Raw genomic sequence first — 14,701 nt, 5'->3', positions numbered from 1 at the left:
ACTAGGTACTTCTATATTAGTCAGTGGAAGACTGACCATCAGCGCCGATATAGGCGATGCGTAGGAGGTTGGTGGCACCTGGCGTTCCGAATGGTACGCCTGCGGTGACGATCAGACGATCACCAGCCTTGCCGAACTCTTCCTTGAAGGCGACCTGACAAGCATGGTCGACCATGTCTTCCAGATCGTGTGCATCTTCAGTCACAACACAATGCAGACCCCAGACAACCGAAAGACGGCGTGCGGTTTCAACAATCGGCGACAGTGCGATGATTGACGTGCGTGGGCGTTCACGCGCAGCGCGCAGACCCGTTGCACCCGAAGCCGTATAGGTGACGATAGCCGACAGGTTAAGCGTTTCAGCGATCTGACGAGCAGCAAGGGCAATCGCGTCAGAACCGGTTGGTTCTGGGATTGCGCGCTGTGCATCGAGAATGCCCGGATAGGTCGGCTCACGTTCGACCTTTTCCGCGATGCGGTTCATGGTTGCGACAGCTTCAACCGGATACTGACCGGAAGCAGATTCTGCCGAAAGCATGACAGCGTCAGCACCTTCAAACACTGCGGTCGCAACGTCCGATACTTCAGCGCGGGTCGGAACCGGTGCAGTGATCATCGATTCAAGCATCTGCGTGGCAACCACTACTGGCTTACCAGCGCGGCGTGCCTTGCGGATCATCTGCTTCTGAATGCCGGGAACGCTTTCCAGCGGCATTTCAACGCCGAGATCGCCACGCGCAACCATGATCGCGTCAGAGAGCTCAATGATCTCATCAAGACGGGTCACAGCCTGCGGCTTTTCGATCTTCGACATCAGGCCGACCTTGCCGCCCGAAATCTTGCGTGCTTCGATCAGATCTTCAGGGCGCTGAATGAACGACAGGGCAACCCAGTCAATTTCTTCCTGCAAAACAGCATGAAAATCTTTGAAGTCTTTTTCCGTCAGTGCGCCGACACCCAGCGTGGTATCCGGCAAGCTGACGCCCTTACGATCCGAAATGCTGGTGCCTGCAACAACCTTGCAGCGGATCGACTTGCCGTCGCTTGCTTCAGCAATCAGCTCCAGCTTGCCGTCGTCGATGAGAAGGCGGTGGCCCGGCTCAACAGCTTCCAGAATTTCCGGATGCGGAAGATAGACGCGGGTTTCGTCGCCAAGCTCTTCATTGTTGTCGAGCGTGAAAGTCTGGCCTGCAACGAGTGCGACCTTTGTATTCTTGAACTTGCCAACGCGCAGCTTTGGACCTTGAAGGTCGGCCAGAATACCGATCGGGCGACCCAGTTCCTTTTCCACATTACGGATACGCTTGACGAGCGTGCGCATCAGATCATGATCCGCATGGCTCATATTGATACGGAAGACGTCTGCGCCAGCTTCAAAAAGCTTGCGGATAACGGACTCCTCGCCTGACGCCGGGCCGAGTGTGGCGAGAATCTTGACCTTGCGGTTGCGTTTCATTGGTTATTCGTTCCTGTAACTGTGGAGTTTTCTAACGGCGTTTCATCGGTGAGCTGTACCATCCAGCTCGATTGTTCCCCGGTATCGTATTCCTGGAAGCCATTGCGTTGAAACCCGCGTGCAAAACAGTCCTGAACACCGGTGATGCGGAATTCCTTTTCCGCCACACACATGTTCACTTTGCCTTCCCAGCGACCACCACTCTGAGAATCCTCAGCGTAAAGATAATAATAGCGCGAGGTCAGAGGCCCTTCGATCAGGGTTTTGCAGGTGGAACCATCAATGTGCCACCAGCCCTCCGTCACCCAACCAGCTTTGGCTCTGTAGCCAATGGCAACGCCAACGAGATTCTGGGTTGAGTTGCATACTCGAAAATCGGCCCGCGCTTCCATGGATGTCATCCCCAGAGCACCAATCAGCACACTGGAAAACAAACCCAAAAACATTGGAAGTCGCATTCGCCGAACTCCTTCAGCCCGCAATCGCTTTTGTCTCACGCAAGGAAATCCTCTTTCGGTCGCTCTCTTTTCGGCAGTTTCGCCTTTGATGTCAACGCAATCCCGGAGAGAACAAATCAGTTACAGCATTTCCATTCGAACTGCATAGCGATTTCAGCGCGATTTAAACGATTAGATTCGTTCCTTTGCCGCATTCCGGAAACTCCTTCCCCATTCTTTTGAGAATGATCGTTGCAATCCCGGCTTTCTCATGACAGAGCTGAAACTACTTGTGATTTATGACAGAAATCCTACCTAAGAAGCTGCATCCATGTCATTTGATCCGTCCTTTTCCCCCGTCTATCAGGTCGACGGCAATCGCAGCCTCGGCCTGCTGTTGACCGCCGACCATGCCCGCCGTGATTTGCCGGCTGAATATGGTAGCCTTGGCTTGGCGCAAAGCGAGTTCGAGCGGCATATCGCCTATGATATCGGCGTTGAGGAACTGACACGTCAATTGGCTGCGAAGCTTGATGCACCAGCCGTCATGGGTGGCTTTTCACGCCTGCTGATCGATCCTAATCGCGGCGAAGATGATCCGACGCTTATCATGCAATTGTCTGATGGTGCGGTGATCTCCGGCAATTATCCGATGTCCCCCGAACAGCGCGAAATCCGCCTCGACCGCTTTTATCGCCCCTATCATGATGCAGTTGCATCCATAAGCACGCGGGTTGCAGCCGAAAGCGGGAAAGCCCCATTCATCGTCTCGATCCATTCGTTCACGCCAAACTGGCGCGGCAAGGATCGTCCGTGGCAAATCGGATTGCTTTGGGATTCTGATCCGCGCGCCGTTACACCGCTGCTTTCCATGCTGCGCAAAGAGCCGGGCCTCATTGTCGGAGATAACGAGCCTTATGATGGCGCACTTAAAAACGATGCCATGTATCGTCATGCAACGGCGCGTGGCTATGCGCATGTTCTGATTGAGGTGCGTCAGGATCTGATTGCTGACAAGGCGGGTGCGCGTGAATGGGCCGACCGGCTTGCCCCCATGCTTAATACCATCAACGCCATGCCGGAAATCCACGAAATCCGCCATTATGGTTCGCGTTCAGGCCCGGTTCCACATCTGACAGACTGACGCTTTACCCGCTATCCACAGCCCGTCGACGATAAAAAGTGCATTTCCAAGCCCACTGGCTCTTAATTTTGCCTGCGACTCGCAGAAAAACTAAGTCCAACTTTCGGCAACGGTCCTGTTCCTGTAACGGATGACCTTTGACCCGCATTCATAATCGACTTTGAATTGGAGAAACCCGTGAGCGACGACATTACCAGCGAAGCCCAGACCATCGCCGTAGGCCAGTTGCGTGCTTTCATCGAGCGCATCGAGCGTCTTGAAGAAGAAAAAAAGACCATCGGCGACGATATCAAGGAAGTTTACGCGGAATTGAAGGGTTCGGGGTTTGACAGCAAGGTCGTAAGGACCATTATTCGTCTGCGTAAAAAAGAAGACCATGAACGTCAGGAAGAAGAAGCCATGCTCCAGCTTTATATGGATGCACTTGGTATGGGCTGACATTTAGGGCGCGGTGCGTCCGGCCTGTTGCTTCTTCCTGAAATCGAAGCCCTGCGAATTCGCCGGAATTCGTACACACAGGAAGGGGATAGGGTCCATGGAGTTTAGAAAACTCGGACGTACTGAACTCGAGGTTTCGCCGCTTTGTTTTGGCGGCAATGTGTTTGGCTGGACGGTCGATGAAGCAACATCATTTTCGCTTCTCGACCGTTTTGTCGATGCCGGTCTCAATTTCATCGATACTGCGGACGTGTATTCCGCATGGGCACCAGGCAATATCGGCGGTGAATCCGAAACTATTATTGGCAACTGGCTGAAATCCCGCGGCCTGCGCCACAAGGTTGTGATTGCCACCAAGGTCGGTTCTGAAATGGGCCCCGACGAAAAAGGCCTTTCACCAAGCTATATCCGCAAAGCCGTCGATGCCTCCCTCAAACGGCTGCAAACCGACTATATCGATCTTTACCAGTCGCACTGGGATGATCCCGAAACCCCGTTTGAAGATGTTCTTGGCACCTATCAGGAGCTGATCAAGGCCGGTAAAGTCCGTGCAATCGGCGCATCCAATCTGACACCGGAACGTCTGACAGAATCGCTTGATGTTGCGAAGAAGCATGACCTGCCGCGCTACGAGAGCTTGCAGCCGCTTTACAATCTCTATGACAGATCGGCTTTTGAAGATGGGCTTGAAGCGATCTGCCGCGACAATGAGTTGGGCGTTATCAATTATTATTCGCTGGCTTCCGGCTTCCTGACCGGCAAATACCGCTCAAAAGACGATCTCGGCCAGAGTGCGCGCGGTCAAACGGTTGAGAAATACCTGACGGATCGCGGGTCGCGGATTATTGCGGCACTTGATCAGGTTGCTCGTGCCAATGACGCTAAACCGGCGCAAATCGCAATTGCCTGGCTAATTGCGAGACCATCCATTACGGCACCAATCGCCAGCGCCACGCGCCTCACACAGCTCAATGAGCTGCTCGATGCCGCACAGATCAAGCTCGATGCTGAAGCGATTGCCCTGCTCGACAAGGCAAGCGCTTAACCAGAAACGAAACGGAAGGGTAAACTACCCTTCCAGTTCTTCGCGCAACATCTCCAGCTCCAGCCATTCTTCTTCCATGGCAGAGTGTTCAGAGCGCTTCTTTTCAAGAAGATCGGCAGTCTTTGCAAAAAGCGTCGGGTCTTTAGTATAAAGCTGCGGGTCGGCGAGCTTGCCTTCCAGCACAGTCATTTCCTTTGCCAAAGCATCCATTTTGCCGGGTAAGGTTTCGAGCGCGAATTTCTGCTTATAGGAAAGCTTGCGCTTTTCATCGCGTTTGGGCTGCGGTGCATCCCCACCTTTTTCGTCAGTGCGAGCTGTCGTCGTCTTGACGTTGCGTTTTGCCAACGCCTGCTCTTTACGCTGTGCCATCATATCGGCATAGCCACCGGCATATTCGAGCCAGTTACCATCACCTTCCGGCGCGATTACTGACGTTACCGTGCGATCAAGGAAATCGCGGTCGTGGCTCACAAGAATGACCGTTCCCGGAAAGCCGGAAACCAGTTCCTGCAACAGATCGAGCGTTTCCATGTCGAGATCGTTGGTAGGCTCGTCAAGGATCAGCAGATTGGCAGGCCGTGCCAGAACGCGCGCCAACATCAGACGTGCCCGCTCACCACCGGAAAGTTCGCGGATTGGTGTCCGCGCTTGTTCCGGCTGGAACAGGAAGTCTTTCATGTAGGAAACGACATGGCGCTGCTCGCCATTGACCACGAGGCTTTCGCCACGCCCGTCTGTGAGATAATGCGCGAGCGTGTCATCAAGGTTCAGGCTTTCACGCTTCTGATCGAGCTCGGCCATTTCCAGATTGACGCCAAGGCGCAATGTACCGGAATCAGGCTCAAGCTTGCCGGTCAGCATCGACAAAAGCGTCGTCTTGCCTGCGCCGTTTGGACCAACAAGACCGATACGGTCTCCACGTTGAACACGCGTCGAAAAATCCTGAACGAGAACGCGCTCGCCATAAGCCTTGTTCAGCTTCTTCGCTTCAATCACCAGCTTGCCGGATTCCTTGGAATCACTGGCCGCCAGAACAGCTGTACCCTGTGCCTTGCGGTGATTGCGGAAATCAGCGCGCATGGAATGCAACTCACCAAGACGGCGCATATTGCGCTTGCGGCGAGCGGTTACGCCATAGCGCAACCAATGTTCCTCGCGCGCAATCTGGCGCCCAAGCTTGTGATGGTCGCGTTCTTCTTCTTCGAGAACCTTGTCACGCCATTCCTCAAAATGACCAAAGCCCTGATCGATGCGGCGGGTAAGGCCGCGATCAAGCCAAACTGTCGAACGGCTGACATTCTCCAGAAAGCGGCGGTCGTGCGAGATTAGAACGATGGCTGAACGGATCTGACGCAGCTCACCTTCAAGCCATTCAATCGTTGTCAGATCGAGATGGTTGGTCGGCTCATCGAGCAACAATACATCAGGCTGTGGAGCAATCACGCGGGCAAGCGCTGCACGACGTGCTTCACCACCTGACAGATGATCGGGCTTTTCCTCGCCGGTAAGCCCCAGATGTTCCAGCAGATAGGTCACACGATGCGGATCGTCTGTTGGTCCAAGACCGGCTTCCACATACGCACGGACATTGGCAAAGCCATCAAGATCAGGCACCTGCGGCAGATAACGGATAGTGGCACCCGGATGCTTGTAGATTTCGCCAGAGGTCGCTTCGACCATACCGGCGGCAATTTTAAGCAGAGTGGATTTGCCGGAACCATTGCGTCCGACCAGCGCGATGCGGTCGCCCTCGCTAACCGAGAGGGCTGCGTCCTCAAGCAGCGGCGTGCCGCCAAAGGTTAGCTTGATCTGATCGAGGCGAAGAAGCGGAGGTGCCATGGTTCTCTTTGAAAAATGCCGTTGAAATTTCTGCCCTGCTTGTCGAGGACAAAACGCATTCTGTCAAATGGGTATGGCCAAAAAAGAAACAGGCCGGGTTTCCCCGGCCTGTTTGTTGAATTCAAAACCGCTCAGCGGCTTGGGCACCTTAGTTACAAGGTGCTTCGTATGTGCGACCGTAATTGTCGCGGTAACGGCAGTACTGAACGCCATTACGGGTCTGTGCTGCACCGAGAAGCGTACCAGCGACGCCACCGATAGCTGCACCAGCCAGAGCACCGCGACCGCTGCCGCCAATTGCACCGCCAGCGAGCGCACCAAGAGCTGCACCACCAACGCCATAGCCGGCAGTACGCTGTTCAGCCGTCGTGCATGCTGCTGTTGAGAACGCAAGCGCGCCGACGATTGCAATCATGGAAAGACGTGATTTCATGAAACAATCTCCTACTTAAAGTTACACCAACACCGACTTTGCGTCCCCAATTTCGGCGTAAAGCAGATCTTACCCGCTTGGGAACATTTACAATACGTTTCGACCGTCAGCGTCAAGCAGTTTCAATTGATAAGGTTAGCAGCCATCCTAAAGCGGGGTCTCTTCACCAAAGTTAGCTACGAGTATCGCAAGACCAGAACGCACGGAAACACAAAGAGTTCCACGCACAATGTTGGATACGGTCCAGGAAGAGCCGAAAGGCAGTGTCACATTATCTAACGGCCACTCGGCATTTTTGATCGACAAACCTTCAACTGTGCAGAAATTTATGACGCTGAACGATGTGCCATCTGCAAAATCATAGAGATAATCACCCGGCACCAGCGGCCATGCTTCTTCCTCTCCACTTGAGAGAAGAATGTTGCGACCGTCCGCTGCCTGAGCTGTCGCCATGGTGAGGTGCAACAGCGTATGATCGGTGCGGGCGCCGCCAAAAGCGCCGCACAAAATGACCTTTTCGGCGCCACGCTCATAGGCTTCCGACAGCGCAAGCTCACCATCGGTCATGTCTTTGGCGCGCGGAAAACTCTTCTGCGGCACATGGGCATACTGCTTTTGCAAAGCATCGGAAGCGGAATCGAAATCCCCCAGCCACAGTTCCGGCTCCACGTCCAGCGCGGCCGCATGACGTATGCCACTGTCCGCCGCAAGAACACGCGCTCCTGCAATCTGGCTTTTCAGGCGATCCGTGACGACGAGATCGCCGCCGAGTAGAATGACAAATGTGCTCATAAACCGCTCATAACATGCAGAAATTATAGCTGAAAGCCCGCATTGCGATCCCTTGCCCTTCGTGATGCAAACATCTATTGTCAGCCCTGCTCTAACGGGGTGCCATTCAATCTCTGAATGGCTGAGAGGCCGCACTCCGGCTAACCCGCTGAACCTGATCCGGTTTGTACCGGCGGAGGGATTAGATGCTGACCGATTTCCCAAGCGGCGCTCAATCTTTTCGAATAAAAGAAAGGAATGCCGTTATGCGGCTTTTATCTCTGCTTACCCTGTCGCTGACCGCAGCTTTTGCCTTTGCGCCTGTTGCACAGGCCAAAGACAAGCTGACCATCTATACCTATGACAGCTTCGTTTCCGAGTGGGGTCCAGGCCCAAAGGTCAAGGAAAACTTCGAGAAAGAATGCGATTGCGAGCTGGAATGGGTGGCATCGGCTGATGGCGTAGCACTGCTTAATCGCCTGAAGCTTGAAGGCGGCAATACCAAAGCGGACATCGTCCTTGGCCTCGACACGAACCTGACCACGGAAGCACGCGCCACGGGCTATTTCGCGCCAAGCGGCATTGATCTTTCCAATGTCAAAGTGCCGGGCGACTTCAAGGACGATATTTTCATACCTTATGATTACGGCTATTTCGCCATCGTCTATGATTCCGAGAAACTGCCAAATCCGCCCAAAAGCCTGAAAGAGCTGGTCGAAGGCGATCCTTCGCAAAAGATAGTCATTCAGGATCCGCGCACATCGACACCGGGCCTCGGCATTCTGCTCTGGATCAAATCGGTCTATGGCGATCAGGCAGGCGAAGCATGGGAAAAGTTGCAGAAGCGCATTCTCACGGTTACTCCGGGCTGGTCGGAAGCATATGGCCTGTTCACCAAGGGTGAAGCGCCAATGGTGCTGTCCTACACCACCTCCCCTGCCTACCATATGATTGCCGAGAATACGGAACGCTATAAGGCGCTGGCTTATCCTGAAGGCAATTACCTTCAGATTGAGCTTGCCGCCCAGACAACAACGGGTGCAAAAAACCCGCTGGCGCAGAAATTCCTCGCATTTATGACCGGCCCAGGCTTTCAGGATGTAATCCCTGAAACCAACTGGATGTTCCCGGCAGGCAAAACATCTGCACCTCTTGCTGCCGCCTTCGACAAACTGCCGAAGCCGGAAAAGACACTTCTCATCCCGGCAGACGAAGTTGCAAAGAACCGCAAGGCCTGGGTCGATGAATGGCTGGCAGCTTCCAGCAAATGAGTGAAACGCTGACCAGAACCCGGCCAGTCCAGACAACGCCCGCAATCAAATCTCTTGCGGGCGTGCTGGCGCTTGGCTTTCTGGCAAGTCTGGTCGGCGGCTCACTAATCGCTCTGGGGCTTGAGGCCAGCGGCTTTAGCTTCAGCATATTTTTTGATCCCTATCTTCAGCGTATTGCACGTTTCACGATCTGGCAGGCGGTTCTGTCGAGCCTGCTTTCGGTGTTATTCGCCATTCCTGTCGCGCGCGCTCTTTATTCGGAAGGCCGTTTTCCGGGCCGCGGGCTGATCCTACGCCTTTTCGCGCTGCCGCTCGCCCTGCCCGCCCTTGTAACTGTGCTCGGCATTACCAGCATTTACGGGCGCAATGGTTTTATCGCGCAGCTATCGCAGACGCTGGGATATCCAGTACAACCCGATATTTACGGCTTGACGGGCATTCTGATCGCGCATGTGTTTTTCAATATGCCCTTGGCGGTGCGGCTCATTCTGGCAGCCTATGAATCGATTCCCGCTGACTACTGGAAACTCGCAGCACAACTCGGCATGAAGGGCAGAGCTCGCTTTCGCCTGATTGAATGGCCGACCATAAGGCGCAATCTGCCCGGCATGATCGGCCTTATCTTCATGCTCTGTGTAACGAGCTTCACAACGGTTCTCACACTCGGCGGCGGACCACGCGCCACGACGCTAGAAGTTGCAATCTATCAAAGCCTGCACTTCGACTTTGATCCAGCACGCGCCGTGGCACTCACATTGGCGCAGCTGACACTCACCGTCCTGATTATCGCAGCCTTACGCCTCACAGGTCGACCTTCGGAAGAGGGTTTCACTCTCACCACTGCCCCACGCCGCTATGGCAGGCCAGACGGCCTTGAACGCCTCTTGAACATCGTTGCGATTGGCATCGGCTTTCTCTATGTGGCCTTGCCCGTTGCGGGCATTGTGGTGTCAGGTCTTGCCGCTGATCTCATGCGCCTGATGAGCGAAAGAGCCGTATTAACTGCTATTGGCACCAGCGTTGTTCTGGGATTTGGCGCAGCGCTTCTTGCCGTCATCCTATCGCTTTCCCTTGTGATAGCGCGCGAAGCAACCAAAAGCAGGCGCTTGGCTAATTTCTTCGATACGGGTGCAAGCCTCATCCTTGTGATGCCGCCTATCGTCATTGGTGCTGGCTGGTTTATTTTGCTGCGTCACTTCACCGACCCATTCACGATGGCCCCTTTCATGGTCGTGACAGTCAATGCGGCAATGGCAATGCCTTTTGCCGTGCGCCTGCTGCGTCCGGCATGGGATACATCAGCTGTTCGTCATAATCGACTTTGCGCGCAGCTCGGCATATCCGGCTTCAACCGGTTGCGGCTCATCGACTGGCCAGCCATTCGCAGGCCTTTCGGTATGGCATTCGCATTTGCGATGGCGCTTTCGCTTGGTGATCTCGGAACCATTGCGCTTTTTGGCAGCGACGCGCTGCAAACCCTACCCTATCTGCTGTTGCAGCGTATGGGCAGCTACCGCACATTCGATGCAGCCGGCCTTGCCCTGATCCTCGGAATCTTATGTCTTTGTCTGATGATGATTGCCGACCGCGCAGCCGCGTCCCGAAAGGAAATACCGCTCCCATGAATGCGCTCAGCAAGAGTAGCCTCAGCGAAATCAAGCTCCATGATGTGCGTTTCAGCTATGGCGAAACAGTGATGGAATTCAGAGCGACCATTCCGGGCGGTGCGATTGCAGCCATTGTCGGACCCAGCGGCTCTGGCAAATCCACTCTGCTGAACCTGATCGCCGGTTTTGAAACCCCGCAGTCAGGGCAAATCAAAATCGGCAATGAAGATGTAACAAGCCTGCCGCCAGCATCTCGGCCCGTATCGATGGTGTTTCAGGAAAACAATCTGTTTGCTCATCTGAGCGTTGAACAGAATGTCGGGCTTGGCCGCTCTCCGAACCTGAAGCTCAACCAGCAGGACCGCGCCGCTATCGCGACGGCACTGGAGCGTGTGGGGCTGAAAGGCAAAGAGAACCGCAAACCCGAAGCGCTTTCGGGCGGCGAACGCCAGCGCGTCGCAATTGCACGCGCGCTGGTACGGGCAAGACCCGTTTTATTGCTGGACGAAGCCTTCGCATCGCTTGGCCCTGCTCTGCGGCACCAGATGCTCGATCTTGTGAGGGAGCTGCACAAGGAAAACGGCATGACCGTTCTGATGGTCACGCATACGCCGGAAGACGCGCTCTATCTCGACGCACTGTTGCTATTTCTCGACAATGGCCGAATTTCCGCACAAGGCCCTGCCCATGAGTTGCTGTCGCCATCTGGACCGGAAGCTTTGAAACACTATATCGGTGGTGAAACCTCAAAGCTCAAATAGAGTTAACGCTGTGGACATATTTTGTTCGCATTCGCCTTGAAGAACGGCTTTGAGGACTGATCTACTTCTTGTAGGTACTTCAGTCTATGGCTAGATTTGCGCCAATGCTATCGGTGCTGATTCAATTGCGAGGGTAAAATACTGTTCCGTCACACGACCCGTCTCCGGGCCTCCCTGTGTCTCCCCCTTTCTCTGCCAGAACGGGCACAGCGCAATTGGCGGAAACCAGCCATTGGTTTTGGCTTGCTTGCTGTCAGCCTGATTTCAGGCTGTCAGTCGATCAATTCAAGCAAAGATCTTGGGCTGCAGCCTTCCTCAAATCCTGTCACTGTTGAAAACGTGACTCGTAACGACCGGCTGGCACAGATCGGCGCGCAACAGCATCCGCGCATCCTCGCCACCTATGGCGGCGAATATAAAGATCCGAAGCTTGAGCGCATGGTCGCCAAAATCGTCGGCAATCTGACAACGGTTTCCGACAAGCCGGATCAGACCTATCGCATCACAATCCTCGACAGCCCCAACATCAATGCCTTCGCTTTGCCGGGCGGTTTTCTTTACGTAACGCGGGGCCTGCTGGCGCTGGCCAACGACTCGTCTGAAGTCGCAGCCGTCATCGCGCATGAAATGGGTCACGTCGTTGCCAATCACGGCATTCTTCGTCAGGAGAAGGAAGCCGAAACGGCTATTGCGGGTCGTGTCGCAACCGAAGTGCTGCATAATGAGAGCGCAAGCCGCGAAGCAACCATCCGCGGCAAGCTTCGTCTTGCACAGTTCTCGCGTAATCAGGAACTGCAGGCCGATGCTATTGGCATCAAGATGATTGGCGAAGCAGGCTACGATCCTTTTGCCTCCGCCCGCTTCCTGCAGTCGATGGAAGCCTATACCGATTTCCGCTCCGTATCGGGTGCAACCGATGCAAGCCTCGACTTCCTTGCAAGCCACCCGGCAACGCCACAGCGCATTCAGCTTGCGCTCGGCCACGCGCGCCGCATCGGTGCGCCGGGTGTCGGCACCACGGATCGCGATTCCTTCCTCAATGGTATCGACGGGCTGCTTTACGGCGACTCGCCAAATGAAGGCTATGTGCGTGAGCAGACCTTCATCCATCCAAAGCTCGGCGTAACCTTTACGGCTCCTGCTGGCTTCACCATCGACAATTCTGCCAATGCCGTCATGGCGAGCGGTCCGGGCGAAGTGGCAATCCGCTTTGACGGCGCATCGCTGCCTTCCGGCTCAAACCTCACCGATTATATCAAGTCGGGCTGGGTGACAGGTCTTGATGAAAGCTCGATCCGTCCGATCACGATCAACGGCATGCCTGCTGCAACTGCGAGCGCAAGCGCTGATCGCTGGCAGTTCGACATTGTGGTGATCGGCACCAACAATAAGGTCTATCGCTTCCTGACGGCTGCTCCAAAAGGCAGCACTGCTCTGCAGCCTGCATCGCAGACCGTAACACAGTCCTTCCGTCTACTGACGCCGACCGAAAAGGAAGCGCTCAAGCCATTGCGTATCCGTGTCGTGACAGTGAAGCCCGGCGATACAATGGGCAGCCTGTCCGCGCGTATGCAGGGCACAACGCGTAAACTTGAACTCTTCCGCCTGCTCAATGCCATGTCGGCGGGCGCGACAGTTTCCGTAGGTGATCGCGTCAAGATCATCAGTGAATAACGCATGTCGCATGAATAGTTTAAATCACGAGACGTTTTAAGCCCATGGAAGTCATCGTCGAGTCATTGCTTGCAGGCCAGATCGCTCCACTGGGACCGCGTGGCGCACCGAGCGGCATCGATAAGAAGCCGGTATCCGGCCCCGTTCGTTTGCTGCGTGAGGGGCTCGAATGCGACGCACAGGGCGACAGGAAAGTGCATGGCGGCCCCGAAAAGGCCGTCCATCATTACCCGCACGATCATTATGCAACCTGGGTTGACGATGTTGGTGAAAATCCGCGTCTCGAAATGCCCGGTGCCTTTGGCGAAAACATTTCCACCACCGGACTGACCGAGCATAATGTGGCGGTTGGCGATCGTTTCCGCCTTGGGAGTGCGCTCGTTGAAGTCTCGCAGGGCCGCCAGCCTTGCTGGAAGCTCAATGCCCGCTTCGACATTACGGATATGGCAATCCGCGTACAGAAGAGCGGCCGCAGTGGCTGGTATTACCGGGTTGTTGAAGAGGGTATAGTCAGCGAAGGCGACACGATGCGCCTCGTCGAGCGCCTGTCACCGGAATGGACGCTGCATCGCGTATGGCATCTGCTCTATGTGGACATGCTCAATTATGAGGAGCTGGCGTTGATGGCCCAGATTCCACACCTTGCGGACGGCTGGAAGCGCTACGCTATCCGCCGCCTTGAAAATCGCAAGGTCGAAGATTGGTCAGCCCGACTTCAGGGAAATCAGGCCTGATAAGCCGCCATCTCATGCTGGTCGAGTAACGCCAGTTTAAGCTTTTCCATTGCCCGGCTTTCAATCTGGCGAACGCGTTCCTTGGAAATACCGAGCTTTTCGCCCAGTGCTTCTAACGTCACGCCATCATCGTCGAGCCGACGCTCGCGAATGATGTGCAGCTCACGTTCGTTCAGCGCATGAAGCGCCGTATGAAGCCAGCTGACGCGACGCTCCATATCGATCGTGCTTTCCACGACTTCATCCTGCAAAGGATGATCATCGACGAGAAAATCCATCCGTGTGGAAGTGCCTGATTCATCATTATTCATTGATGCCGACAATGAACTATCGGAACCAGACAACCTGCTATCCATGAACTCGACATCTGTTGCCGAAACCCCGAGCTGGGTCGAAATTTCGCGATAGATATCGGCTTTGCTCATCGTCTCGTCTTCCTGCGCAAGCTTGGAGCGCAGACGACGAAGATTGAAGAAAAGAGACTTTTGCGCCGAGCTGGTACCACCGCGCACAATCGACCAGTTGCGCAGGATATAGTCCTGCATCGATGCGCGGATCCACCATGATGCATAGGTGGAAAACCGCACTTCGCGATCAGGATCGAAACGGGCAGCTGCTTCCAGAAGACCAACATAGCCTTCCTGAACGAGATCGCTCATCGGAAGCTTGAATTTTCTGAAACGACCGGCCATCGAAATTACCAGTCGCATGTGCGAGGCGGTAATCCGATGCAACGCATCCTGATCCTTGTTTTCTTTCCAGCGAATGGCGAGGTCGCGTTCTTCTTCGCGTTCAAGGTAGGGCGCAGACATCGCATTGCGGATCATCGATTGGGAGGATGCAGCTGGCGCTTGAATGCTGCGCGCAGATATCGGCAAGCGTGTCGGCGGAACGGTGGAGGAACTGCTCATTGATGACTGCTTCATCTGGCTCTCCTGTTCTGGCTGCGGTGCTCTCAGGGAAATCTGAGGCCCGAAACTGAAACTATTCCAGCTCTGCAAAGAACAATTGAATGAACATCTTGTATTCGTTCAAACTGCCTTTCACAGACCTGTCCTGAGGCCAGACTGGTACGCCGCAAAACAAACCCG

14 protein-coding genes and 1 riboswitch are annotated in these 14,701 nt (G+C 54.7%); of the genes, 8 read left to right on the top strand and 6 right to left on the bottom strand.

Features of this window, described 5'->3' with window-relative positions:
• Positions 1-16: 16 nt before the first annotated feature.
• Both pyk and RT142_RS22330 read right to left on the bottom strand, forming a co-directional pair.
• The gene (gene pyk / locus RT142_RS22335) at positions 17-1,456 is read right to left on the bottom strand and encodes a pyruvate kinase (protein ID WP_064321066.1); all 1,440 of its coding nucleotides are present in this window, start codon (positions 1,454-1,456) and stop codon (positions 17-19) included.
• A complete protein-coding gene (locus RT142_RS22330; protein ID WP_079212284.1) occupies positions 1,453-1,914 on the bottom strand; it encodes a DUF1036 domain-containing protein in 462 nt (153 codons plus the stop codon). Before RT142_RS22330 ends, pyk begins: the two co-directional genes overlap by 4 nt.
• Positions 1,915-2,224: 310 nt before the next feature.
• Here RT142_RS22330 and RT142_RS22325 point away from each other — a divergent pair, with 310 nt between their 5' ends.
• The 3 genes from RT142_RS22325 (at position 2,225) to RT142_RS22315 (ending at position 4,520) form a co-directional block, all read left to right on the top strand.
• A complete protein-coding gene (locus RT142_RS22325; protein WP_313031619.1) occupies positions 2,225-3,037 on the top strand; it encodes an N-formylglutamate amidohydrolase in 813 nt (270 codons plus the stop codon).
• A 177-nt stretch (positions 3,038-3,214) separates the two neighbouring features.
• Entirely contained in the window at positions 3,215-3,475 is a 261-nt protein-coding gene (locus tag RT142_RS22320; protein WP_007876730.1) for a DUF2312 domain-containing protein, read from the top strand.
• A 97-nt stretch (positions 3,476-3,572) separates the two neighbouring features.
• Complete coding sequence (locus RT142_RS22315; protein WP_200637377.1) at positions 3,573-4,520, top strand: aldo/keto reductase; 948 nt, start codon at positions 3,573-3,575, stop codon at positions 4,518-4,520.
• 24 nt (positions 4,521-4,544) lie between these two features.
• Here the strand turns inward: RT142_RS22315 and RT142_RS22310 are convergent, their stop codons facing one another.
• The 3 genes from RT142_RS22310 to RT142_RS22300 all read right to left on the bottom strand — a co-directional run bounded on the left by RT142_RS22310 (position 4,545) and on the right by RT142_RS22300 (position 7,584).
• Positions 4,545-6,359, bottom strand: coding sequence for an ABC-F family ATP-binding cassette domain-containing protein (locus RT142_RS22310; protein ID WP_313031613.1), 1,815 nt, complete (start codon positions 6,357-6,359; stop codon positions 4,545-4,547).
• 148 nt (positions 6,360-6,507) lie between these two features.
• A complete protein-coding gene (locus RT142_RS22305; protein ID WP_007876736.1) occupies positions 6,508-6,792 on the bottom strand; it encodes a glycine zipper domain-containing protein in 285 nt (94 codons plus the stop codon).
• Between the two features lie 147 nt (positions 6,793-6,939).
• Positions 6,940-7,584: a thiamine diphosphokinase gene (locus RT142_RS22300; protein ID WP_007876738.1), complete on the bottom strand. Its 645-nt coding sequence runs from the start codon at positions 7,582-7,584 to the stop codon at positions 6,940-6,942.
• Positions 7,585-7,669: 85 nt separating this feature from the next.
• Positions 7,670-7,782, top strand: a riboswitch (TPP riboswitch).
• A 47-nt stretch (positions 7,783-7,829) separates the two neighbouring features.
• Between RT142_RS22300 and thiB the strand changes: the two genes are divergently transcribed.
• The 5 genes from thiB (at position 7,830) to RT142_RS22275 (ending at position 13,610) form a co-directional block, all read left to right on the top strand.
• Positions 7,830-8,834, top strand: coding sequence for a thiamine ABC transporter substrate binding subunit (gene thiB / locus RT142_RS22295; RefSeq protein WP_313031610.1), 1,005 nt, complete (start codon positions 7,830-7,832; stop codon positions 8,832-8,834).
• Entirely contained in the window at positions 8,810-10,459 is a 1,650-nt protein-coding gene (thiP, locus tag RT142_RS22290) for a thiamine/thiamine pyrophosphate ABC transporter permease ThiP (RefSeq protein WP_313031606.1), read from the top strand. The genes thiB and thiP overlap by 25 nt, the downstream gene beginning before the upstream one ends.
• Positions 10,456-11,202, top strand: coding sequence for a thiamine ABC transporter ATP-binding protein (gene thiQ, locus RT142_RS22285; protein ID WP_194780453.1), 747 nt, complete (start codon positions 10,456-10,458; stop codon positions 11,200-11,202). The genes thiP and thiQ overlap by 4 nt, the downstream gene beginning before the upstream one ends.
• A 192-nt stretch (positions 11,203-11,394) precedes the next feature.
• Positions 11,395-12,876: a cell division protease CdlP gene (gene cdlP, locus RT142_RS22280; protein WP_313031655.1), complete on the top strand. Its 1,482-nt coding sequence runs from the start codon at positions 11,395-11,397 to the stop codon at positions 12,874-12,876.
• A 44-nt stretch (positions 12,877-12,920) separates the two neighbouring features.
• Positions 12,921-13,610, top strand: coding sequence for an MOSC domain-containing protein (locus tag RT142_RS22275; protein WP_105518934.1), 690 nt, complete (start codon positions 12,921-12,923; stop codon positions 13,608-13,610).
• Here the strand turns inward: RT142_RS22275 and RT142_RS22270 are convergent.
• Positions 13,601-14,536: an RNA polymerase factor sigma-32 gene (locus RT142_RS22270; protein ID WP_007876745.1), complete on the bottom strand. Its 936-nt coding sequence runs from the start codon at positions 14,534-14,536 to the stop codon at positions 13,601-13,603. The genes RT142_RS22275 and RT142_RS22270 overlap by 10 nt on opposite strands.
• Positions 14,537-14,701 lie beyond the last annotated feature (165 nt).

It is taken from the genome of Brucella sp. (assembly GCF_032066345.1).
GTDB lineage: Bacteria > Pseudomonadota > Alphaproteobacteria > Rhizobiales > Rhizobiaceae > Brucella > Brucella pseudogrignonensis.
Note: the sequence above shows the minus strand (reverse complement) of the source record. Positions and strands in the feature narration are given on the sequence as shown.